We start from the raw sequence: 22,687 nt of genomic DNA, 5'->3' as shown, positions 1-22,687 counted from the left end.
ACTAAAAGGACACGACTATGTTTAGCGGTTTTTTTATATCTCGACCTAAGTTTGCATTTGTACTCTCTATTCTGATTACCCTTGCAGGGCTTTTGGCGTTTCCGGGTCTGCCTGTTTCACAGTTTCCACAAGTAACACCACCGACCGTACAGGTGACAGCGGTTTATCCTGGTGCGAGTGCTGAAGTCGTGGAGCAAGCAGTAGCCCAGCCATTAGAGGCTGAAATAAATGGTGTAGAGAATATGCTCTACATCTCTTCAAAATCATCAAATGATGGCAGCATGACGCTAACGGTGACTTTTGAAATTGGCACTGATTCAGATATTGCCGCAGTCAATGTGCAAAACCGTGTGTCTGCAGCGTTATCCAAATTGCCAGAAGATGTTAAACGCCAGGGAGTTGTTACCAAGAAAAGTGCTACCGACATGGTGCTGTTGATCAACTTGTTTTCTCCTGATAATTCGCGTGACGGTATTTTCCTGTCCAATTATGCGTCGATCAATATTCGGGATGCGTTAGCGCGAGTTGAGGGTGTGGGTAATGCAATGCTATTCGGGTCTCAAGATTACAGTATGCGGATTTGGTTAGACCCCAATCGTATGGCGAGTTTAAACATTAGCGCTTCGGATGTGGTTAACGCGCTTAAAGAGCAAAATGTACAGATCCCTGCAGGCCAGATTGGAGCACCTCCTGTTGCTTCAGGGCAGCAGTTTCAATATACCGTCACGACGCAAGGGCGCTTAAGCGACCCTGAAGAGTTTGGCGATATTATGGTACGGGTTAACTCGGATGGCTCACAAGTAAGAATTAAAGACTTGGCTAGAGTAGAGCTGGGTGCCGCATCTTACGGGTCGTTCGGGCGTTTAAATGGTAAGCCCGCAGTAGCCATGGCGGTATACCAACTGCCGGGGGCTAATGCGTTAGATGTTGCCGATAATATCAGGACAGAATTAGACCGTTTAGCTGAGAGTTTCCCTACGGGCGTCACCTACGACATTCTTTATGACACCACTAATTATGTGCGTATATCAATGACTGAAGTCGTGATAACACTCTTCCAGGCATTGGCGCTAGTTATCTTGGTGGTGTTTGTGTTTTTGGGAGATTGGCGTGCGACGCTGGTCCCAGCTATTGCCATCCCCGTATCATTGATAGGCACCTTTGCTGTCCTATCGTTGATGGGATTCTCGCTGAATACGGTGGTTTTGTTTGCGCTGATATTAGCTATTGGGATAGTGGTGGATGATGCCATTGTAGTGGTGGAAAACACCCAGCGGCATATCGATGAAGGACTATCACCCAAAGATGCCACGATTCAGGCGATGAAAGAAGTATCAACACCTGTTGTTGCGACCACATTAGTTTTGTTAGCGGTGTTTGTACCAGTAGCGATGATACCGGGCATCACGGGTGAGCTGTATAAACAGTTTGCTGTCACTATTGCTGCTTCAGTAACACTGTCATCTGTGGCAGCCCTAACGCTGAGCCCTGCACTATGCAGCATATTATTGCGCCCTAAAGCACAAGCATCCACTGGGGTGCTAGGCTTCTTTAATCGTGCCGTGACAAAGCTCACTAACGGTTATTCATCAACGGTTAGTTTCTTGTTACGCCGCTCTTTTATGGTGATGTTGGTATTAGTTGTCATGATTGCTGGCGTTTGGAAGCTGTTTGATACGCTGCCGACTGCTTTTTTATTACCTGAGGACCAAGGTGCATTGATGATCGATGTACGCTTGCCAGATGCTGCTTCACTTGAAAGAACCACAGCTGTTTTAGCTAAGGTTGAACAAAAGCTGTTAGAAGTCCCTGGAGTAACAGATGTGATTGGTGTGACCGGTTTTAGCTTGATGTCCGGTACTGTTGCTTCCAATACCGCTTTTGCTATTGTTATGCTGGATGACTGGAGTAACCGTACCACACCAGAGGTGCAGCTGCGTGGTTTAATGGGGCGCATTTGGGGAGAGATGTCGGCCATACCTGAAGCCAATATTATTGCCTTTATGCCTCCGGCTATTCCTGGTTTAGGGAGTAGTGATGGCTTTGAATTTATACTTCAAGATAAGTCAGGTTCAACACCGCAGGAGCTTGAGTCGGTCATGAATGGGCTTTTAGTGGCCGCCAATACTGATGAGAAATTGAGCCGCGTATACTCGCAATACCGTGCCAATGTACCGCGTGTATGGGTTGATATTGATAAACAGAAAGCCAAGGCTCTAGATGTACCGCTGAATGAAATATTCACAACCTTACAGACGCAACTAGGAGGCTATTATGTGAATGACTTCCCTAAGTTTGGGCGTATTTATCGTGTTTTAGTCCAAGCGGATGCACAATATAGGGACGAGCCTGACGATATAAGCCGTCTTTTCGTGAAGAGTAATGCTGGAAATATGGTGCCGTTATCAACACTCGTGACTGTTGGTATGAGGACTGGCCCTGATGTTATTAGTCGTTATAACATGTTCCGCTCGACAACTATCAGCGGTAATGCCGCTCAAGGATTTAGCTCAGGGGATGCTATGTCTGAAATGGCATTATTGGCCGAACAAAATTTACCTGAAGGTATGGGCTTTGAGTGGTCGGGAATGTCGTATCAAGAGCTAAAATCTGCAGGCCAGACGACACTGATTTTTATGCTCTCTTTGCTGTTTGTATACCTGTTCTTGGTAGCTCAGTATGAAAGCTGGACGATTCCGTTAGCTGTATTGTTGTCAGTTCCCGTTGCAATATTAGGCGCTTTGGGGCTGGTGGGCTTTGTTGGAATGCCTGTGAATATTTATACGCAAGTAGGGCTGGTTATGTTGATTGGTCTTGCCGCCAAAAATGCTATTTTGATTGTTGAGTTTGCTAAAGAGCTGCGGGAAAAAGGCGAAGAGACAATGGCTGCTGCTGAAAAATCAGCACGATTGCGCTTTCGTGCCGTGATGATGACAGCAATCTCTTTTGTGTTAGGTGTGTTGCCTTTGGTATTGGCAACTGGTGCTGGTGCGGTGAGTCGAGTTTCTATTGGTTTAGCGGTATTTGGGGGTATGCTTGCAGCGACCTTGATTGGTACCTTTATGATTCCTGTGCTCTATTATGTGATTCAAAAAGGGCGTGATCGATCGTCCGGGTCTAATACGAAAACGAGTGCTTGATAGACTCTGTAGATAGGAGCCAGTTTTGGCTGATCTGGTTGGGCGTTTGCCGTTAAAGAGCCTCAATGTTTTTCGTGTGGTAGCGAGGCTCAATAGTTTTAAACAAGCGGCAGAAGAGTTGTGTGTAACCTCGCAAGCGGTGAGCTTACAAGTTCGCTCGTTGGAAAGTGCGCTAGGTATTTCCTTATTCCAACGTTTTGCTGCAGGGGTTGGGCTTACGCCTGCAGGGGAGCGTTTATATGAGTATACTGAGCGTAGTTTGCAGCTATTAGAACAGGGTATTCGTGAAGCGCAATCGTGCCAGCAGCGCCGCCAGTTCCGTATTAATGCCTCTCCATGGTTCGCTATTCACCGTCTGCTCCCCGTGCTGGAACAGTTTGAGCAACAGCACCCAGATGTGGATGTAAAGATAACCACTGCGGTTGGTTTTCCCGACTTTGTATCGCAGCGATTAGATTGCGCGATACAGTGGGGGTGGGGGCAGTGGCCCAGTAGTGCTAAACAACTGTTATTGAAAGATGACAAAAGATTGGTTTGCGCACCTTCACTCATAAGCACTCAAAAACCCTTAGGCATTCCAAAAGACCTTAAATATCATCGTTTATTGTGTACTGAGCTATCAGTGGCTTTGTGGCAACAGCTATCTAATACGCTAAGTCTTGACCTGTTATTGGAACGGCAAACGCTTATTCTTGATAGTCAGGCCAGCCAGGTAGAGGCAACAGAAAAAGGATTAGGTGTGGCATTGATTTCAGATGCTTTGGCGCTAGAGGCTTGTAAGGGGGGGCGGTTGGTAATGCCATTATGGGAAACGCCCGTGAGTGTGCTTAACCCTTCGCTATTACCGGGCTATTGGTTGGTGGTGGGGGAAGAACGCCAGCAAGATGAGCTGACGTTGGCATTTAAAAAATGGCTTTTCAATACGCTGAAAGATGATGCTAGATTCGCCGGGTTTTAATCAGTTAAGTTATTTTAATTCAATAGCTCGTCCAGTTGGGCTTCAGAATACTGTTCTCGTAACGTACGTTTTAACAGTTTTCCGGCGGTATTTTTGGGCAAGCCCTCAGCAAAAATAATCGCTTTGGGTACTTTAAAGCTGGCTAGATGTTCTTGGCAATGATCGATCAGCATTTGTGCTGTTGCTTCACCGTCAGGCTTGAGAACTACGATTGCTGTAATGGCTTCAATCCACCGCTCGTGAGGCGTGCCTATTACGGCAACTTCAGCCACGGATGGGTGCAAATAAAGCGCTTCCTCTACATCGCGGCTGGCAACCAATACGCCCCCCGTATTGACGACATCCTTAATTCTATCGACGATATAGATAAACCCTTCTTTATCCGCATAGGCTAAATCACCTGAATGAAACCAGCCTCCTTCAAAAGCTTCACGGGTTTCATCAGGTTTATTCCAGTAACCAATCATCAAGTGCGGTGATCGGTGGACTATTTCACCACGCTCTCCTGTGGCGCAATCGAGCATAGTTAACGGGTCAACAATACGAGTAGTCACTGACATTACCGGTTTCCCTGCAGATGAAAGCCTTCCCGCATGTTCATCGGGGCCTAATACCGTGGCTAAAGGCGCTATTTCGCTTTGCCCATAGCAGTTATATAAACGACTGCCGGCTAAACGTTTGGTGAGTTCAGCGACAATCGGCTCAGGCATAATAGAGGCGCCATAATAAATGTTTTGTAGAGAACTAAGGTCGTGTTGATCAAATGCAGGGTGGCGTAAAAGGCCAATCCATACGGTTGGCGGAGCAAAAAATGAATTTATCTTTTCGCGACTAATAATGTCAAATACTGACTCAGGTAGAGGGGCTTCCATTAAATAAGTTAGGCTGCCAATCATCAATGCAGGCATAGTAAATACATGCATTTGTGCTGAATGGTAAAGAGGTAGTGCTGCTAATGATCGGTCCGTGCCTTTAAGATTTAAATGGTGAATACAGCTGTTGTATTCACTCATGAAAGAGCGGTGCGTATGCATAGCGCCTTTAGGGTGTGAGGTCGTTCCTGATGTATATAAAATCTGTACTACATCAGTATCGTTAATCTTTATACTTGGAAGCTGGTCGTTACCCTCTGATAGAGCAATATTGAGGATATCTAACTCATGATCTGGTGTTGCTTTTGAACGTAAGCGACCAATAAGTGAAAGTGACGTTGAATTTTTAACGTTTGAGATATGCTCCGCTAATGCATCATCCACAAAAATAGCTTTGGCACCTGATTGCTTTAGCAGGTAACTGAGCTCGTCTTGAATAAGCGCGAAGTTAATTGGCACGTGAATCAGCCCTGCACGTGTGCAGGCAAGCCAGAGTATTAAGTAAGCATCTGAGTTTTTACCATAAGCGGCGACCCTGTCTCCTTGTTGTAGACCAAAGGTCATCAGACAGTTAGCCACGCGATTAACCGCTAAATCCAGTTGTTGGTAAGTCCAACGACGCTGTTCGAAGATGATGGCTTCTTTATTAGAAAATCGCATAGCTGAGCGAGTTAGTCCATTGCCGATGGTATTACTGGTCGCAGCTTGGATAATAGGTAGAAAGTCAGTTTGCATCGCTAATGGCCTCTAAAATTTATTGTTGTTTTCTATATGGGCTTTTATCGAGTTGTCTCATAGTTTCGGTGAGTGCTGTTAGGTAAACAATGACTAATATGTCCAAAGCGTTTAACGATTAAGGCCAGTAAGATGTTTGATGTCTACCTTAAAGAAGGGAGGACTTTAGCCGATATGCTCAATACTGATCAGTTAATATTAAACAGCTAGTTAACATGGCCACTACGTATCGGAGTTGGTGTGAATACAGAAAATTTCCAAAAAAGTACTGCATACCTAGATGGTGCCTTGATGTCTCTAGATGGAGATAAGGTTATCATCATTAGTTTTGGGGCCCTACAAGAGCGTTTTTATGTGTCCAACAGTGGTGAAGTAAACCGTTGTGGTGAACAAGGTCCAGTCACAGGAAATGAGAGTGACTTTGAGCGTTATCGGATGGCTTTTTTAGAAGCATTGATGGACGGTGGGTCATTAATCGTGCGTCAAATTGCGGTGGGTGAACTTAAATTGCCTGAAGCACTAGGGAGCGGTGTTGTTCCTTTAGATTACTTAAGTGCAGCCAAGGTCGGGCCTAAAGGTGTGCGTTCGATGAAAGCAGATGAGTTAAAAAAAGTGTACCAACAAGGTGCTGATGGTGCTGTGGAGTACCATGATTTTCCTAGTAAGGAACAAGTGAAAATTGCCATGCTTAATTTGTTAGAAACCGAACAAAGCTAATACCCAAAAATGTGGTTAAGTGAGCGGTGTTGCTATTGAGCATCCGCTCTTTTTCACAAAAAAGAGAGAGGATCTGCAATGGCTCCTCATAGCTGATTTTTCTACTATGTCAAATAGAAAAGGAAAACTATCGTTTTTTTAAGTATGCTGTACTCTCACGGCTGAGAAATCAGACGTTTATATTCTAAAGAGCTAATGAATAACCATGCCCCTTTGGTTGTTTGGTGCTCAGAGAGTATGGAGGGGCGTGTGCATCTTTTTGATACAGTAAAAAGTGCCTCATCACATGGCAGATCTGAGCTTGAGAGAATTGACTACTTAGATGGATGGAGAGGCGTCGCTATTTCACTTGTCTTACTGAGCCATTTTTTTCATGTCGTCGAAATTGACTTAGGTCGAATGGGAGTCGATGTTTTTTTGTCTTGTCGGGCATGCTCATGTCTAATATTTTATTTATCAAACGAACCCCACTGGGCACTTTTTATAAAAGACGCATTAGTAGAATTATTCCCGCTTTTATTGTTTTTTTGTCTTTAATAAGTTTGATGAGTTTAATTTTTAATCTTTCCTCTGAACATTTTAATTATTTTTATAATGTGTTCTTTCTTCGATCCTATTATCCAGTTGAGCCTGGAATATTAAATTCTGGCTTACCATTAGGGCATCTTTGGTCACTCAATGTTGAAGAACATGTCTATATATTATTAAGTTTAATGACATTGTGCTCGTTTTATAAAAACCGCCTTTGCTTGATACTCTTGACGTTGGGAGGAGCTTCTATATTTCTTCAAGTGCTATATGTGAAGTTTCCACACTTAACATCGGAAAACTATTCGTTTAGGACAGAAGTTGCAGCAAGTTTTATATTGATTTCGGCGGGATATTTATTGGTGAAGGAAAGGGTGGAACAGTTTGTTCCGTCATGGCTGCCTGTAATAACTTTCTTGATTGCATTAATTTGCTACAGTGACTTCCCCCTTCATTGGTCTGCACAATGGCTTATTGCTCCTATTCTGTTGGCCTTTACTGTGAACCATCTCAACTCGCTTTCTCCTTTCTTCAAACGTTTGCTTTGTGTACCTGCTTTGAGGCTTGTTGGACTTTGGTCTTTCTCAATTTACCTTTGGCAACAACCCTTGTATTACTGGGGAACAAAAGGTGGGGATGCTTTTTATATGGCAGGCCCGGTTCTATTTATACTAAGTATTATTTTAGGGGCAATGTCTTTTTATTTAATAGAAAACCCGGTGAGAAAATATCTAAATAATAATTGGTGATCAGTTGGTTTATTTCTGAACCTGAATTAAGTATTTGATTGCAGGTAAGCACTGGGAGCTACGCCGGTCCAGTTTTTAAAAGCTCTACAAAAAGCGGCTTGTTCGGTAAATCCTATGAGTTGGCTGATATCAGCAATGGATAGTGACTCAGCTGTGAGTAAACGAATGGCTGTATCGCAACGTAATCGGTCTTTAATCTGTTGATAACTTATCCCCTCATCTTTTAGCTTGCGGCGCAGTGTTCTTGCTGTCATGTGCAATAGCTCTGCTATTTTCTCTAACGTGGGTAATTGCTCAAGCCCCTGTTGAAGCAATAAGCGCCTGACCTGGGAGTGCAAAGAACTGTCTTGTCCAATGCGTCGTAGTATTTCTAACGGAGATTGCTTTAAGAATGTAGTAAGTTCGCTATGGTCTCTGATAATAGGAAGGTTGAGTAGTTTTGAGTGTAATGTAAATCCCGATGTGGGTTGTTTAAATAATAGCTTCCCACTAAACATAGGCGCGTATTCATTATTATGAAAAGGCTCGGGATAGTTGAAACGGGTATCTAAAAAAGGCACTTGCTCATTAACTAGCCAGCAACTAAAACGCTGCCACATTAATAGTAAAAATTCTTGGAAAAGATGGTTAGGGTCATGTTCTGGGTGGCGCAATGTAATTGAAAAATTGACGATGTCACCTTGTTGCTCGATGCTAAATTCAATGTCGTTTTGTACACGACTATAGAATCGCGCGCTTTGCTGAAGCATGCCACCCAGTGTTTTGGACTGTAGTACTGATTCAGCCATTAATTCAAATACACCAAGGCGACAAGGGGTTGCTGTAAGCCCCATGAACTCATCACCTGTTTCACGCCATACACTGCGTATTAAGTTAGCGAGTTGGATCTCAGTAATGCGAGCGCGTGGTTTGTTTAGTAATTCCAGGGGAATAGCCGCTTGAGTTAAAAGCTTCTGTTTTGAGAAACCCGCCTGAAGCGCCCCGCTGATGGTAGCGTGTATGTAGTGGTTGGATACCAGTTTCTTCTTCATTTTATTCTACGTGAAAACCCTAGTTTAAGAGCATAACGCTATTGCCGTTAGCCCGCCAGTCTGGAATGAGAGCTTTGAATAGTTTCTGTTAAAGACGCACATGGACACTTTGGTCAAATAAATCGTCTGTAATCATCATGGTCAGCATGTGCACTCACCGTTAATACTGATATGCAAAAGCACATGAAGAGATTAGTGCTTCCCCTTGCAGTTATTAGCGGAGTGTTCCTAGTATGGATGTTGATAATAAAGTAGCGGTGGTGAGCGGAGGGGCATCGGGTTTGGGCTTGGCCACTAGCTTACGTTTAATTGAGCAGGGCGCTAAGGTTGCTGTTTTAGACTTGAATTCTGAATCGGGTGAAGCGTTACAGAAGGAGTATCCACAACAGGTTGCTTTCTATCGCGCTGATGTCACGCAAGATGAAACTATTGAGGGTGCCCTTAGTGATGTAGTGACACGCTGGGGAAAGATTGATATTTGTGTTAATTGCGCGGGTATTGTTTCTGCAGGAAAAGTGCTTAATCGTGAAGGTAAAGCGCAGCCCTTAAGTCGTTTTAGCCAAGCAATACAGGTTAACTTAATTGGAGTGTTTAACGTATTACGTGTCGCTGCTGAAAAGATGGCGCTCAACTCCCCTGATACTGATGGTCAGCGTGGTGTCATCATTAATACGGCATCAGTGGCTGCTTTTGATGGGCAGACAGGGCAAGCGGCTTATAGTGCGAGCAAGGCTGGCATTGTTGGTATGACGCTTCCATTGGCACGAGATTTGGCGGATATCGGTATTCGTGTAATGACAATAGCCCCTGGGCTGTTTGATACCCCTATGATGAAGTCTTTACCACAGGAGGTACGTGAGCCATTGATTAATATGGTTCAGTCACCTAGTCGTTTTGGTGAACCGAATGAGTTTGCCTCTTTGTGCTGCCATATTATTGAAAACAACTACCTCAATGGTGAAGTGATCCGCTTGGATGCCGCTATTCGTATGGAGCCTCGCTAATGTTCAATGAAGAAATGAGCCTCTACCGTGATATGACCATTCGTATGCTAGAGCAAGAGGTCGCGCCTTTTTATGAGGCGTGGGAAAGTGCAGGTCAAGTACCACGCTCTCTTTGGAACACTTTAGGAGCTGCGGGGTTGTTAGGTGTTGATATGCCTGAGCGTTATGGTGCGGCACAAGCTCCGTTTGATGTATCTCAGATGATTTTGGAAGAGATGTCACGAATGGGATTTGGTGGGCTGGCGAGTGGGCTGAATATACATGCCAATATCGTTATGCCTTATATTCTGGGGTATGGCAATGAGAAGCAAAAACAGCATTGGTTGCCTAAATTAATTACAGGAGAGGCGGTAGGTGCAATAGCCATGACGGAGCCTAGCACTGGCAGTGATTTAGCCGCTATTCAAACTCGCGCAGTACGCAAGGGTGATAACTGGGTTCTTAATGGGTCAAAAATATTTATCACTAACGGGCTGCATGCCGATGTAGTGATTGTTTGCGCTAAAACTGAGCTACAAGTAGGTGCGAAAGGTATCTCATTGTTTCTAGTAGATACCTCTTTAGTGGGGTTTTCTCGTGGCCCCGGAATTAAAAAAATAGGTCAGCATGCGAGTGATACGGCTGAGCTTTTTTTTGATGATCTAGTCATTCCACATGCAGCCTTGCTAGGTGAAGAAAAACAAGGCTTTACTTATTTGATGCAAGAGCTACCGCGGGAGCGACTAGGAGTGGCAACTCAGGCGGTCGGCTCCGCTGAAGGGGCATTGGCACTAACGATTGATTATGTCCAGCAACGTAAAGCTTTTGGACAACGCATTGCTGACTTTCAAAATACCCGTTTTAAACTGGCTGAAATCAAAACCCGAATAGAGGTCTGCAAAGCCTATTTGAACCAGTGTATGCGGTTATATCAGGCAGGAGATATGACTAGTCAAGAGGCATCTATTTTAAAATTGAGTTCGACCCAGATGCAGTGTTGGGTGGTAGATCAATGCTTACAGTTATTCGGTGGTTACGGTTATATGCAGGAGTACCCCATTTCACGTTTTTATCTTGATGCACGTGTGCAAACTTTATATGCCGGTACATCTGAAATCATGAAAGAAGTGATTTCCCGTGGAATGATCAATAAGAGAGAGGCAAAATGAGTAATGCAAAAATTGCGGGTGTCGGTATGGTTAAATTTAGCAAACCTGGACAGCACCAACCATATAGCGTGATGGTAAAACAGGCGGTAGAAACCGCATTAAAAGATGCTGGCATTAACTTTACGGATATCCAGCAGGCCTATGCCAGTTATATTTATGGTGACAGTACGTGTGGACAAAATGCGCTCTACACGGTGGGAATGACCGGTATTCCGGTGATTAATGTGAATAATAACTGCTCTTCTGGATCAACGGCGTTATTTTTAGCGCGTCAGGCTGTTGCATCAGGAGCGGTGGAATGTGCATTAGCGTTTGGTTTTGAGGAGATGCAACGTGGTGCATTATCTTCTCATTGGACAGATAGGGAATCGCCGTTTGATGCGATGTTACAGCAACTGGATGATATTGCCCCTGAAGCACCAGCGGGGCCATTAGCTTTACGTATGTTTGGCTCAGCGGGTACGGCGTACATCGATAAATATGCTGCAAATCCGAATATCTTCGCTAAGGTTGCTGTTAAATCACGCCAGCATGCAGTAAAAAATCCATTTTCCCTTTTCAGTAATGAATTAAGCATTGAAGAGGTGATGTCTGCGCCGCAAATTTATGCACCTTATTTAACACGATTAATGGCATGCCCACCTACTTGTGGTGCGGCTGCCGCGATTGTGTGCAGTGAAGCGTTCGCACGTCGGCATGGCATTAAAGCTGATGTTGAAATTGCTGGCCAAGCAATGGCGACTGACCTAGCCAATAGTTGGGATAACCCAATGGATTTGATAGGTGCGAAAATGACGCAAAAAGCAGCAAATGAAGCCTACCAAAAATCCGGTATTGGTATTGATGACGTTGACCTAGTTGAGCTACATGACTGTTTTACACCGAACGAAGTGATTACCTATGAAGCCCTTGGGATGTGTGGCGAAGGGCATGCTGAGCAGTTTATCAGTGATGCAGATAATACATACGGGGGACGATTTGTTGTGAATCCATCAGGGGGGCTAATGTCTAAAGGTCATCCTATTGGTGCGACAGGCTTAGCGCAATGCACTGAGTTGGTTTGGCACTTGCGTGGTCAAGCAGGTGCACGACAAGTACCTAATGCAAGTGTTGCTCTACAGCATAATTTGGGTTTAGGGGGCGCTGCTGTCGTCACTATCTATAAAGCCTGTTAATGGTCATCAGGGGGAAATGTGAGTAGATAGTAAAACTTGCCCTTGGTGGTAAGTTTTATTGTTTGCTCTGTCGTGTGTTCACAGTCAAACTTAGAAAAAATAATCCTTTTCTTGGAGCGTCTCATGCAAGCTGAAACCTTTTTTAATGAACTGTGGACTGATTACGTCAGCATTGCTCCACAGGCTCAGAAAATTCATGATCTGTTTGCAGCAACGGATGGCGAAGTGATAAATGATCATGTTGCGTTTCGTACGTTTGCTAATACAGCGTTACGACTTGATCTACTTGAGCCCCTGATTCTAGCGATGGGGCATGAGCGCCAAGATAGTTATGAGTTCAAAGCAAAAAAACTACGCGCTCACAGCTTTATTCATCCCAACCCTCTGGTACCAAAAATTTTTTGTTCTGAACTGCTTGTGGACCAGTTGAGTGACTCTGCTCAGAAAATTATCGAGAAATACACAGCACAGGTAACAGGAAAATTGCTCGATCAATCAGTTTTCTGGTCTGGCCGTCACTGGGAAATGCCTAGCTGGGATGATTACAACACGCTCATGGCTGAAAGCGAATACGGTGCTTGGTTGCTGGCTATTGGTGTACGGGTTAATCATTTTACCGTCAGTATTAATCATCTAACCACGACGAGCGCGATCCGTGATGTGTTAGAGCGCGTGAAGAGCGCAGGGTATAAAGTGAACACGGTAGGGGGCGAAGTCAAAGGGACGCCAGAGTCCTTATTAGAGCAAAGCTCGACAATGGCCGATCGTCAGGTTTTTGAATTTACAGGTGGTGATCAACACGAGATCCCAACGTGCTTTTATGAATTTGCTAAGCGCCATGCTGATAACCAAGGTGTTGTTTATCAGGGTTTTATTGAAGCGAATGCTGATAAAATTTTTGAATCGACAAACGGTTAGCTTTTCTTTTTATAACGCATTTAGCTATACATATAGGCCTGCCTCTTTAACCTAACGGTTGTTCAGCGCGGGCCTTGTTGATTTTACACATATATTTTAAAGCTGATACCACCTATAGTCGTTTTGCTATCACAAGGAGGAATCATTTAATGAATTGCTGTCATCACTTTCAGCTCATGGCTATCTATAATCGGCGGCTGAATAAGCAGATCTACCAAGCCTCAACGAACTTATCTTCGGCTGAACTGGAAGAAGATGTCGGTGCTTTTTTTAAGTCCATTTTAGGGGCTTTGAATCATATAGTCGTCGGGGATTTGTTGTGGTTATCACGTTTTGCAACGCATTCGAGTCGCTATCAATCTTTAGCATGTTTGGCAACGCACCCCAAACCCTCCTCATTGGATGAGCAGCTGTATGATAATTTAGATGCGTACTGGCTTGTGCGTAAAGATATAGATGACAGGGTTCATGAGTGGTTGTCGAGTGAGGTTTTAGAAACGGATTTTGAGAGACTCCTTACCTATAGCAATAGTAAAGGTATTGTCAGTAAACGAAATTTTTCTGAGCTAGTTTCACATCTTTTTAATCACCAGACACATCATAGAGGGCAAGTTAGTGCCTTACTTTACCAGAAGGGTGTCGATATAGGCGTGACTGATTTTTTGATAGATATACCAGACGCCGTACACAGTTAGTTGCACTTATTGAAAAGAGTGAAAATCATTATAAAAGCGGGCTTTTCTTAGTTAAAAAACCCGTTAGCTCTTTGTTTTTTATTAGATATAGCTAGCAATTAAGCCAATTAGACCGCCAAATACGCCTCCCCAGACGACCAACCAACCTAGATGTTTTTTGATCATATGTTGAATAATATTCTTGACCATGTCTGGCGTTAGTTCATTTAAGCGCGCGTCAACAATCTGTTCAATATGCTCGCTAATATCGGCCCCGAGTTTGTCGGTACTTAGGCTTTGGTGAATGGCTGCCTGAAAGCGCTCGCTTTGCGCCATCTCTTGCAAAGCAATGCGCATTTTTTCAGATACGGGTTGGCGTAAAGGCTCGAGTGCTTCTGCTCCACCCATCATGTTCAGCATAGCGCCTAGAGGCGAGGTAGTGATTGCATCAATCAACTTTTGAAAGATGTTATCGTAATCGACAGCATCCAGAACAGGTGTGAAGTCTAAATCCTTTTTGACAGACTCTTCTTCAGATTGAATGAAGCGTTTAATGTTATCTGTGGTGAAAAACTGCAACATGATGATGTTTTTAATGCCGCTTTTAAAATCTTCGAATTGGTTTGGAATAACGCCTGATCCATACAAGAAAGGTACTTTCTCAAAGAGCATATGAATGGCTAACCAATTGGTGATGGCACCAGAGAGAGCAAATAAGCCGATAGATAATAAGGTCTGTGAATACATAGGCGAAAAGAAGCCAGCAAAAACGAGCAAGATGGCAACGAGGTTGGTGATAAGGCTTTTGTTCATAATATGAAGCTGATTTTACTGTTAGAGTTTGGGAGAAAGATTTTAGTACATTATTGGCTGATTGAAGAGGGTATTTGATGAAAACTTACCTTCTTAACTGTAGAGCATCTATTTGTCAGTCATTGTTGGTTGATACACTACCGGTTTCGATGCCATTACTAATGGTTGGTTTATGTTTTTTTATTATAAGTAAACAGGATTCGGAGCATTATTCATGGATATGAAAGCCATCCCATTTGGTACCACCGACTGGTCAGAAGTTAAACCTACTCAACACCCCGGCGAAAAAGGTTTTGCCCTATGGCGTACAAGCCAGTTCGGAGATATTCGCGTTCGTATGGTTGAATATTCAGCTGGCTATCTTGCTGATCATTGGTGCTTGAAAGGGCATATTTTGCTTTGTCTTGAAGGTGAATTGAATACAGAGCTAGATGATGGTCGTCAATTCGTTTTGAAGCCCGGTATGAGTTATCAGGTGGCTGATAATGCTGAGGCTCATAGGTCATCTACGGAAGTGGGGGCTAAACTTTTTGTTGTTGATTGATTGAGTATTTTTATTACTTGTAAGCTTTTGGGAGGCCTCGCCTCCCATTGCTGTATTTTTTGAGTTTATAGTAGCGCTTCGCTTGAGTTTGTTGGTACTTCTAAGCCAAAACTTGCGACTGAGCTGCTAGCTGTGTTTGTTGTGTGTATGCCGGTTGAAAAATGTGCTTCTGATGATGCGCCTAAGTAAGATAACGGGCTAGTGACTGCTGCAAAGCCTTGAGCTTGTGAAGTTACACCTGTTGCTACGTTATGTTCTACAGACTGAGTTGAGAAGTCATTTAATCCACTAGCAAAAGCCTGTGAAGCGAAAAGGGCTGACGTGATTAGTGCAGTGTTAAGTAAAGTTTTCATGTTCTGTTACTCCAGTAATGTAAGTTGATGTGTGTACTTTAACGATCATTACTGAAACGAAACTGAAAAATAATATAAAATATGATTATTTTATTAATTGAATTTTTATTGCGAGTGCTTTTTAAAAGGAATGCTGTATGGATATCAATAAAACAGGGATCATTATTAATACAGAAAAATATGATGAGTGTGTTTCCTTTTATAAGAACCTATTTTCGCTTGAAGTTCTTTTTAAAAAAGATGAAGGAGACTTTAAGCTGACTAGCTTCGAATTTGGTGGCGCTTACTTGCTGGTAGAAACTGGAGGTTTAGCTAAAGATAAACAGAAGTCAATATCTGAAAACTCAACAAAGATTCGTTTTAATGTCACTGATATTGAAAGGGCTCTAGAAGAAGTTATTCAATACGGTATTGCGGCAAAAATAGAGACATATGAGTGGGGAAGAACGATTAATATTTCAGATCCAGATGGAAACCGAGTCGGTATTAGAGATATCCCGAAGTTATGTCGTTCTTTGTAGGTAGATAACTATTTGATATATATGTGCTTCTGGGAGGTTTAGCCTCCCGTTTTTATATGGGTAGCATTATAGCAGTGCTTCAGTTGAGCTTGTTGGTACTTCTAAGCCAAAACTTGCGACTGTGCTGCTAACAGTGTTTGTGGCGTGTGTGTCTGTTGCGAAATGTGTTTCTGTTGATGCACCTAAGTTAGATAAAGGGCTAGTGACTGCTGTAAAGCCTTGAGTCTGTGAAGTAACACCTGAGGCTAAGTTGTGCTCTACAGATTGAGTAGATAAATCATTTAATCCACCAGCAAAAGCCTGTGAAGCGAAAAGGGCTGAAGTGATTAGTGCGGCATTAAGTAAAGTTTTCATGTTGTGTTACTCCAGTAATGTAAGTTGGTGTGTGTACTTTATAACTCGTTACTGAAATGAAACTGAAAAAAATTATAAATTATAAAAAATCAGACTGTTTTTAATTATAATGTTTAATAATGCTAGAAAAAGTTTTTATATGGCCGTGTTAATCTTACTGTAGACTTTAATATCTTATATGTTTGCTTATCGTTTCTATTGAAAAGGCTCTTTATCACGAGAATAAAGAGCCTTTTAAGAGGAGGTTTAAATTAGTTTAGTGACTCACTCGGGCCAAAAATTTCAAAGTTTAACTGTGTTTCGGCAACGCCTAATTGGCGTAGCGTCGTGTATATTGCTTGCATAAAAGGTAGCGGTCCGCAGAAATAGAATTCGGCATCTAATGGGCAGCTTTCTTTTAGTAGCTGAGCTGTCATATAACCTTCATGATTATAGTCAGTTTCTTTTATAGCATCTGTCACGTCATCATAAAAAACAACTTTTGTCAGGTTAGGTAAGTCGTTATTTAAGGCATTGATATGTTCACGAAACGCATGGGTTTGACGATTACGGGTGCCATGCAACCATGTGATTTTTCGTGTTGAACTTTGTAGGGTCAAGTCATTTAGCATGCTAAGCAATGGAGTGATGCCTACACCTCCACTGATAAGGACAAGAGGCTTATCTGATTCATCTAAATAAAAATTTCCGCCAGGCGCGTGGACTAAAATAGTGTCTTCTACATTGACTTTATCGTGAAGGAAATTAGAAGCGACGCCAGCAGGAATATCATCTTGTAGTGTTGGTTCTCGCTTGACAGAGATACGGTAGTGTTCGCCATTATGTGCATCAGACAAGCTGTATTGGCGCAGTTCTGTATTCTCCAAACTAGCATCAGTAATTTTTAAGCTGATATATTGGCCAGGTTTATAATGAGGTAATGGTTGTCCATCAACGGGTTGTAAATAGAAGGATGTGATCTCGCTGCTTTGAGCAATTTTTTGAACGACACGAAAAGGTTTAAAACCAGACCAACCACCTAGGGCATTTTGTGCATCGTCATATAGTTTCTTTTCTGCACCCACGAGAATGTTTGTTAATTGCCCGTAAGCTTCTGCCCATGCGTTGATTACAGCGTCAGTTGCAACGTCTGCTCCTAATACTTCCCGAATAGCTTTTAACAAGTTTCGACCAACAATAGGATATTGTTCGGGTTGAATGTCCAAACTGAAATGTTTTGCTGCAATGCTACCGACGGCATCCCCAAGCGCTTCTAATCGATCAATATGTGCTGCATACCCAAGAATGGCGTTAGCTAATGAGGCAGGCTGGCGGCCATTCTTTTGACTTGCCATATTGAATATATCCTTGAGTTCAGGATTTTCTTCAAATAATAGGTGATAGAAATGCTGAGTGATCTCTTCCCCACGCTCTTGAATAATAGGTACGGTTTGTTTAATTATGTCGATATTTGACGCTAGCATAGAATGTCTCATTAATAGATGTATTTTGGATGCATTAAAATGGATGCGCATTAAAATGTCAATAAAATACATTTTTAATTGTATGCTGAATGAAGTTGCCTACTCTTATACGGTAAGTGAAAAAATAAACGGTTTTTGCAGATCGGGTTACTTAAGGAGTTAAATCAGTGGTTTTGCAGACGATCAGGATTTTTAAATACTTTGGGGTACTCTGGGCAAGTGTGTGTTGTAAGGGTGGCATTCTTATTCAAAAGCTATGGGAGGCTTAGCCTCCCATTACTGTGTGAAAACACTTATAGAAGTACTTCAGTGGAGTTTGCCGGTGCTTCTAAACCAAAACTTGCGACTGCACTGCTAACAACATTGGTTGTCTGTGAGCCCGTTGCAAAGTGTGCTTCAGTTGATGCGCCTAAAGAAGAAAGAGGGCTAATCACTGCAGTAAATCCTTGAGCTTGGGTCGTAACGTCGGCCGCTAAGTTATGCTCTACTGATTGAGTAGAAAAATCATTCAAAACACCAGCAAAAGCCTGTGAAGTGAAAAGGGCGGAAGTGATCAGTGCAGCGTTAAGTAAAGTTTTCATGTTGCGTTACTCCAGTAATCTAAGTTGATGTGAGTACTTTAAAACTCATTACTGAAATGGAACTGAAAACCATAAGGTAGTTGTAAAATAAATTTCAAGTGCGCTAATAGGCCTTATTAGCAACCAATATCATTTGTTAAACTTATAGCTCCACTTTATAAAGTGTAGCTATAAGTTGGGTGCTGCTGGCGTTAGCTTGTTTGCGCTGCATGATGTGCTTGTGCTTCGAGTTCTGCTTTTAAAGCAGGCTCAAATTTTAATTGTCGAGCGAGTTCTTCTAGATAAGCTTTTTCCATAAAACTATCTTCATCAATAACTAATAAACTAGCCAGATACATCTCTGCTGCCATCTCAGGGGAGTTTGCATTACGGGCAATATCGGCAGGGTCTAAAGGCTTGTGTAGTTCTTGCTCAAACCAGTGTTGCAATTCAGGGTCATTGGTTATCCCTGCAATCCCTTGATCAATTAACTGACGCTCATGCTCATCAATATGACCGTCTGCTTTTGCTGCACCAATCATTGCACATAAAACAGCACGGCTATGATGCTCGGCTTCTTGTTCTGGTAGGGTATTTATTGAATGCGAGTCAGGGGATGACGGGTTGCCTTGTTGCTCTTGCCAGTTATTGTAAGCTTTGTATGCAACAGTACCTAAAGCAGCAAGACTGCCGTAAGTTAGTACTTTTCCGCCTATTTTGCGTCCTTTTTTACTACCCAGAAGTAATCCAAGAACCCCGCCAGCGAGTAAACCACCGCTGGTACCTGATAGCAGGTTTCCTAGCGTAGAGTTTTCTTGTGATTTAGCCGTGTTATTAGTGTTATCGGTATTTTTGTTCTGTAAAAAATCTGTTCCTGATTTAAGGAGTTGGTCTAGTAAGTTACGCGTATCCATAAAATGTCCCTAAAGGTTGTTGATATGGCTATTCGACATCGGCTACACAAAAAAATTACTGAGTATTGCGTAATTTATTCTCATTTATCTGTATATGTATTTCGGTTGTAGATAGTTTTATGCTGTTGAAACATCTCACCTGAAACTCATCTTTAATGCTGTAGGTTTTTATTGATAACAGTGTTTTCAGTGAATAATTTTGTGTCTAATGAGAAAAGAAAATGAGCCAGGTACGCTGGCTCAGTAATAATATAAATTTAAGCGCCTGGTGATGGTGCAGGAGTGGATACTGGAGAACTGGACTTATTGGAGTCGGTATTGGCGTAGCCGATGCTCGCTTGAGCGGCTTCTTGCAAGAAGTCCCAACTGAGTACGGCGGCCGCATCATCAAATGTATAACCGATGCCTGCATCAAGACCTAATGACTTACTGGTATAAGGGTAAAAAGTTGCGCCTACTGCTGCGACGAATTCATCTTCATCGTCACTTGATAGTGCTTTAACAGTGACACCAAACTCTCCATTAAAGGAGTAGCTTAATCCAAACATGATGGCAGGATCAGCGTGAGCGGTTGATGTACATAAGATAGATAAAGTGAGAAGTAGCGATTTTTTCATATAACCATCCTGCACCCAGTTGTCGGCCGTTCTGCATCAGGGTGCTCAGATGTTGAACGGTTAACTACTTGTAATACAGCTAATAGGACAAGTGTGCAAAAAAGAGGAGCTTTCGGTTAAGGAGTCATTTGTATTGAAAACGTCTCTTCATTTCGATAATGCAATGTTTTTTTATGCGAGTCGAGTGCAAATTTTCACTTCTTATGCTACTGCTAATTAATTGCTTGTATTCATAGGAAAAAATAAAAATTATATTTTTAGATAAAATGATAAGCAGATAAACGCAATGACAGGAGTTGATACAAATATCATTTCCTATGTCATGTGCGCTGTAAATATGGGTATGGTGTTATTTGGAAGCACTTAACCGTAACGCTTGAGGATCTCCATGTACTTACTCACTTGCGCTGAGGTACGTTGCTCAGGGCTGAGTTTGTCAGCGATAGTTAGTGCTGTTTTTAAATCATTTAAGGATTGTTTTTCGTCTTCTGCGAGAATGCTAGAGTCATCGCTCTTTAAGTAGTGATCAAGTTCGGCCGCAGCTGTTGCTGGGTCAATAGGAAATGTTTTTGATTTTGATCCATCAAGGTTATCGAGTATTTTTCTTGATTTATCAATTACAGATAACAGGCCAGAGGCACCCCCTTCATCTTTTACACGCTCAAATATGTTGTCCAAAGCAGACTTCAGTGTTGTGAGGCTTTGTGTAGATTTACTTCCGTCACTGGTCAGCGGTAAGCCTTGATTCAATTCTGTTGCTTCACTTTTGCTTAATAACCCTATTTCGGACAGGCGATTAATAAACTGTTGCGAAATATGGAAATCAGTCCCGGTAATATCAAACTCTTTGTTCATCTGGGCCAACATTTCTGCTCGTGAGCTAAATTCTGGCTGAGCACTTTGTGATTCTGTTTCTTTAGCTATCGAGGCATCAGTATTTGAAACTGGTGTGACATCTTCTGCTTTCGCTTGATCTGTTTTAGCCGGGCTAGATACGAGTGGGTTGCTGTGGAGTGTGATCAAGGTTGGCCTCAATTAAGTCCGTATATTTATGGCAAACTATAACATGGTTTTTCTTCTTGTAAGACAGCCAATTCAAGGGTAATAAACAGTCAAAAAAAGCGGCATAAACATCCTGTCTCTACCGCTTACAAGTCGCCCTTATTTTCGCTTTGCGAGTTTCTTTTCTTGGGCTAGTTGGTCGGCTAGGTATTCTTCGTAGGTGCCTTGGAAATCGACAAGTTTTTTGTCTTTTATTTCGATGACCCGCGTAGCCAGTGATGAAACAAATTCGCGGTCATGGCTGACAAAAATAAGTGTGCCAGGGTAGTTTTCTAATGCCAAGTTTAACGCTTCGATTGCTTCCATATCGAGATGGTTAGTTGGCTCGTCCATAATTAGGACGTTAGGGTTAGACATCATTAATTTGCCGAATAACAGACGGTTTTTCTCACCGCCGGAGCAGACCCTTGCTTTTTTGTTGTAGTCATCGGCAGAAAACAACAGCTGACCAAGTATGGAGCGAACAACTTGGTCGCCATGTTTGGGTTTGCGCCATTGGCTCATCCAATCAAATACGTTGATATCAGAGTTAAAATCAGCGGTGCTATCTTGTGGGCAGTAGCCAAAAGATGTGTTTTCAGACCATTTAACAGTGCCTTCTTTTGCACTTAACTGGTCTAGCAAGCAACGTAATAGCGTGGTTTTACCTGCGCCATTCTCGCCTATAATAGCCAAGCGACTACCTGCATCAAGGATGATGTTGCCCCCTGTAAATAGGGGGGCTCCTTCAAACCCGTGTCCTAAATTTTCCAGAATCAGCGCCTGGCGAAATAGTTTTTTATCTTGAGTGAAACGGATAAAAGGGTTAATACGGCTTGAGGGTTTGACTTCATCAAGTTTGATTTTATCAATCTTCTTAGCGCGTGAGCTAGCCTGTTTAGCTTTAGATGCGTTAGCTGAGAAGCGGCTCACAAACTGTTGCAGGTCAGCAATTTGAGCACTCTTTTTCGCATTTTCTGATAGCAGACGTTCCTGAACTTCGGTTGAAGCCATCATGAAATCGTCATAGTTTCCGGGGTAGACACGTAGCTCTCGATAATCGATATCAGCCATATGAGTACATACGGAGTTGAGGAAGTGGCGGTCATGCGAGATGATTACCATTGTGCTTTTTCGCTCGTTTAATAGTGTTTCGAGCCAGCGGATTGTGTTGATATCTAAGTTGTTGGTAGGCTCATCCAATAATAAAATGTCTGGATCTGAGAACAGTGCTTGAGCTAGTAAAACACGTAATTTCCAACCCGGAGCAACACCGCTCATCGGCCCATAAAAAAGAGACTGATCAATACCGGCACCTAGCAATATTTCTTCTGCTCGGCTTTCTGCGCTATAGCCGTCCATCTCCGCAAAGATGACTTCAAGTTCAGCAACTTTCATCCCTTCTTCTTCAGACATTTCAGGTAAAGAATAGATGCGATCTCGCTCCTGTTTTATCTCCCATAGTTCTTTATGGCCCATGATAACAGTATTAACGACACTGAACTGTTCGAAGGCGAACTGATCCTGATGTAGCTTACCAACACGTTGGTTAGGGGAGATCGAGACGTTACCAGAAGTCGGTGCTAGGGTGCCATCCAGAATTTTCATGAACGTTGTTTTACCGCAGCCATTTGCGCCAATCAGGCCATAACGATTTCCGTTACCAAACTTTACAGAGATGTTTTCGAACAATGGCGTAGTGCCAAATTGCATGGTGATGTTTGCGGTAGAGATCAATGGATTATTCCTGAATCTGGGAAGCGTTTAGAAATGCTGCATGAGCGGTACGGTACTATAAAGGATTGTGCAGCGATTCAAAGGGGGGATGCATATTATGAGTGAAATTTGTGCAATTTAA

22 protein-coding genes are annotated in these 22,687 nt (G+C 42.7%); 11 read left to right on the top strand and 11 right to left on the bottom strand.

The window, feature by feature from the left end:
- Window positions 1–17: 17 nt before the first annotated feature.
- Both NEJAP_RS14690 and NEJAP_RS14685 read left to right on the top strand, forming a co-directional pair.
- Window positions 18–3,140 carry an efflux RND transporter permease subunit gene (locus NEJAP_RS14690; RefSeq protein ID WP_201347940.1) on the top strand — a complete coding sequence of 1,041 codons (3,123 nt, stop codon included), beginning with the start codon at window positions 18–20 and terminating at the stop codon, window positions 3,138–3,140.
- Between the two features lie 25 nt (window positions 3,141–3,165).
- Window positions 3,166–4,098: a LysR substrate-binding domain-containing protein gene (locus tag NEJAP_RS14685; protein ID WP_201347939.1), complete on the top strand. Its 933-nt coding sequence runs from the start codon at window positions 3,166–3,168 to the stop codon at window positions 4,096–4,098.
- Between the two features lie 14 nt (window positions 4,099–4,112).
- Here the strand turns inward: NEJAP_RS14685 and NEJAP_RS14680 are convergent, their stop codons facing one another.
- Window positions 4,113–5,705 (bottom strand): fatty acyl-CoA synthetase, encoded by a 1,593-nt coding sequence (locus NEJAP_RS14680; RefSeq protein ID WP_201347938.1) that lies wholly within the window; start codon window positions 5,703–5,705, stop codon window positions 4,113–4,115.
- Window positions 5,706–5,945: 240 nt separating this feature from the next.
- On the opposite strand from NEJAP_RS14680, the gene NEJAP_RS14675 reads away from it, so the two are divergent.
- Together NEJAP_RS14675 and NEJAP_RS14670 are read left to right on the top strand one after the other, a co-directional pair.
- Window positions 5,946–6,422, top strand: a complete 477-nt coding sequence (locus NEJAP_RS14675) for a hypothetical protein (protein ID WP_201347937.1) — start codon at window positions 5,946–5,948, stop codon at window positions 6,420–6,422.
- Between the two features lie 422 nt (window positions 6,423–6,844).
- Entirely contained in the window at window positions 6,845–7,699 is an 855-nt protein-coding gene (locus NEJAP_RS14670) for an acyltransferase family protein (protein WP_268927812.1), read from the top strand.
- A gap of 26 nt (window positions 7,700–7,725) precedes the next feature.
- On the opposite strand, the gene NEJAP_RS14665 is transcribed toward NEJAP_RS14670, so the two are convergent.
- Window positions 7,726–8,730: an AraC family transcriptional regulator gene (locus tag NEJAP_RS14665; protein WP_201347935.1), complete on the bottom strand. Its 1,005-nt coding sequence runs from the start codon at window positions 8,728–8,730 to the stop codon at window positions 7,726–7,728.
- Between the two features lie 233 nt (window positions 8,731–8,963).
- Between NEJAP_RS14665 and NEJAP_RS14660 the strand changes: the two genes are divergently transcribed.
- The 5 genes from NEJAP_RS14660 (at window position 8,964) to NEJAP_RS14640 (ending at window position 13,670) form a co-directional block, all read left to right on the top strand.
- Window positions 8,964–9,734 (top strand): 3-hydroxyacyl-CoA dehydrogenase, encoded by a 771-nt coding sequence (locus NEJAP_RS14660; RefSeq protein ID WP_201347934.1) that lies wholly within the window; start codon window positions 8,964–8,966, stop codon window positions 9,732–9,734.
- The gene (locus NEJAP_RS14655; RefSeq protein WP_201347933.1) at window positions 9,734–10,882 is read left to right on the top strand and encodes an acyl-CoA dehydrogenase family protein; all 1,149 of its coding nucleotides are present in this window, start codon (window positions 9,734–9,736) and stop codon (window positions 10,880–10,882) included. The genes NEJAP_RS14660 and NEJAP_RS14655 overlap by 1 nt, the downstream gene beginning before the upstream one ends.
- Window positions 10,879–12,057, top strand: coding sequence for a lipid-transfer protein (locus tag NEJAP_RS14650; protein WP_201347932.1), 1,179 nt, complete (start codon window positions 10,879–10,881; stop codon window positions 12,055–12,057). The genes NEJAP_RS14655 and NEJAP_RS14650 overlap by 4 nt, the downstream gene beginning before the upstream one ends.
- Before the next feature lie 123 nt (window positions 12,058–12,180).
- Window positions 12,181–12,975 carry a DUF1338 domain-containing protein gene (locus NEJAP_RS14645; protein ID WP_201347931.1) on the top strand — a complete coding sequence of 265 codons (795 nt, stop codon included), beginning with the start codon at window positions 12,181–12,183 and terminating at the stop codon, window positions 12,973–12,975.
- A 149-nt stretch (window positions 12,976–13,124) separates the two neighbouring features.
- Window positions 13,125–13,670, top strand: coding sequence for a DinB family protein (locus NEJAP_RS14640; protein ID WP_201347930.1), 546 nt, complete (start codon window positions 13,125–13,127; stop codon window positions 13,668–13,670).
- Between the two features lie 81 nt (window positions 13,671–13,751).
- Here the strand turns inward: NEJAP_RS14640 and NEJAP_RS14635 are convergent, their stop codons facing one another.
- Window positions 13,752–14,462: a DUF445 family protein gene (locus tag NEJAP_RS14635; protein WP_201347929.1), complete on the bottom strand. Its 711-nt coding sequence runs from the start codon at window positions 14,460–14,462 to the stop codon at window positions 13,752–13,754.
- 214 nt (window positions 14,463–14,676) lie between these two features.
- Between NEJAP_RS14635 and NEJAP_RS14630 the strand changes: the two genes are divergently transcribed.
- Window positions 14,677–15,006, top strand: a complete 330-nt coding sequence (locus tag NEJAP_RS14630) for a DHCW motif cupin fold protein (protein WP_201347928.1) — start codon at window positions 14,677–14,679, stop codon at window positions 15,004–15,006.
- 65 nt (window positions 15,007–15,071) lie between these two features.
- Here NEJAP_RS14630 and NEJAP_RS14625 read toward each other — a convergent pair whose 3' ends face one another.
- On the bottom strand, window positions 15,072–15,359 hold the full coding sequence (locus NEJAP_RS14625) for a hypothetical protein (protein ID WP_201347927.1): 288 nt from the start codon (window positions 15,357–15,359) through the stop codon (window positions 15,072–15,074).
- Between the two features lie 137 nt (window positions 15,360–15,496).
- Between NEJAP_RS14625 and NEJAP_RS14620 the strand changes: the two genes are divergently transcribed.
- Window positions 15,497–15,880 (top strand): VOC family protein, encoded by a 384-nt coding sequence (locus NEJAP_RS14620; protein WP_201347926.1) that lies wholly within the window; start codon window positions 15,497–15,499, stop codon window positions 15,878–15,880.
- A gap of 66 nt (window positions 15,881–15,946) precedes the next feature.
- Here the strand turns inward: NEJAP_RS14620 and NEJAP_RS14615 are convergent, their stop codons facing one another.
- From NEJAP_RS14615 to NEJAP_RS14585, 7 genes are all read right to left on the bottom strand, one after another.
- Window positions 15,947–16,234, bottom strand: a complete 288-nt coding sequence (locus NEJAP_RS14615) for a hypothetical protein (protein ID WP_201347925.1) — start codon at window positions 16,232–16,234, stop codon at window positions 15,947–15,949.
- Between the two features lie 251 nt (window positions 16,235–16,485).
- On the bottom strand, window positions 16,486–17,697 hold the full coding sequence (gene hmpA / locus NEJAP_RS14610; protein WP_201347924.1) for an NO-inducible flavohemoprotein: 1,212 nt from the start codon (window positions 17,695–17,697) through the stop codon (window positions 16,486–16,488).
- A 293-nt stretch (window positions 17,698–17,990) separates the two neighbouring features.
- Window positions 17,991–18,278 (bottom strand): hypothetical protein, encoded by a 288-nt coding sequence (locus NEJAP_RS14605; protein ID WP_201347923.1) that lies wholly within the window; start codon window positions 18,276–18,278, stop codon window positions 17,991–17,993.
- Between the two features lie 191 nt (window positions 18,279–18,469).
- Window positions 18,470–19,171, bottom strand: coding sequence for a tellurite resistance TerB family protein (locus NEJAP_RS14600; RefSeq protein ID WP_201347922.1), 702 nt, complete (start codon window positions 19,169–19,171; stop codon window positions 18,470–18,472).
- Between the two features lie 257 nt (window positions 19,172–19,428).
- Window positions 19,429–19,788: a hypothetical protein gene (locus NEJAP_RS14595; RefSeq protein ID WP_201347921.1), complete on the bottom strand. Its 360-nt coding sequence runs from the start codon at window positions 19,786–19,788 to the stop codon at window positions 19,429–19,431.
- 363 nt (window positions 19,789–20,151) lie between these two features.
- Window positions 20,152–20,811 carry a hypothetical protein gene (locus NEJAP_RS14590; RefSeq protein ID WP_201347920.1) on the bottom strand — a complete coding sequence of 220 codons (660 nt, stop codon included), beginning with the start codon at window positions 20,809–20,811 and terminating at the stop codon, window positions 20,152–20,154.
- Between the two features lie 138 nt (window positions 20,812–20,949).
- Window positions 20,950–22,566 carry an ABC-F family ATPase gene (locus NEJAP_RS14585; protein WP_201347919.1) on the bottom strand — a complete coding sequence of 539 codons (1,617 nt, stop codon included), beginning with the start codon at window positions 22,564–22,566 and terminating at the stop codon, window positions 20,950–20,952.
- Window positions 22,567–22,687: the final 121 nt, after the last annotated feature.

Source organism: Neptunomonas japonica JAMM 1380 (assembly GCF_016592555.1).
In the GTDB taxonomy this organism is placed as follows: domain Bacteria; phylum Pseudomonadota; class Gammaproteobacteria; order Pseudomonadales; family Balneatricaceae; genus Neptunomonas; species Neptunomonas japonica_A.
This window is presented reverse-complemented; position numbering and strand designations above follow the sequence as displayed.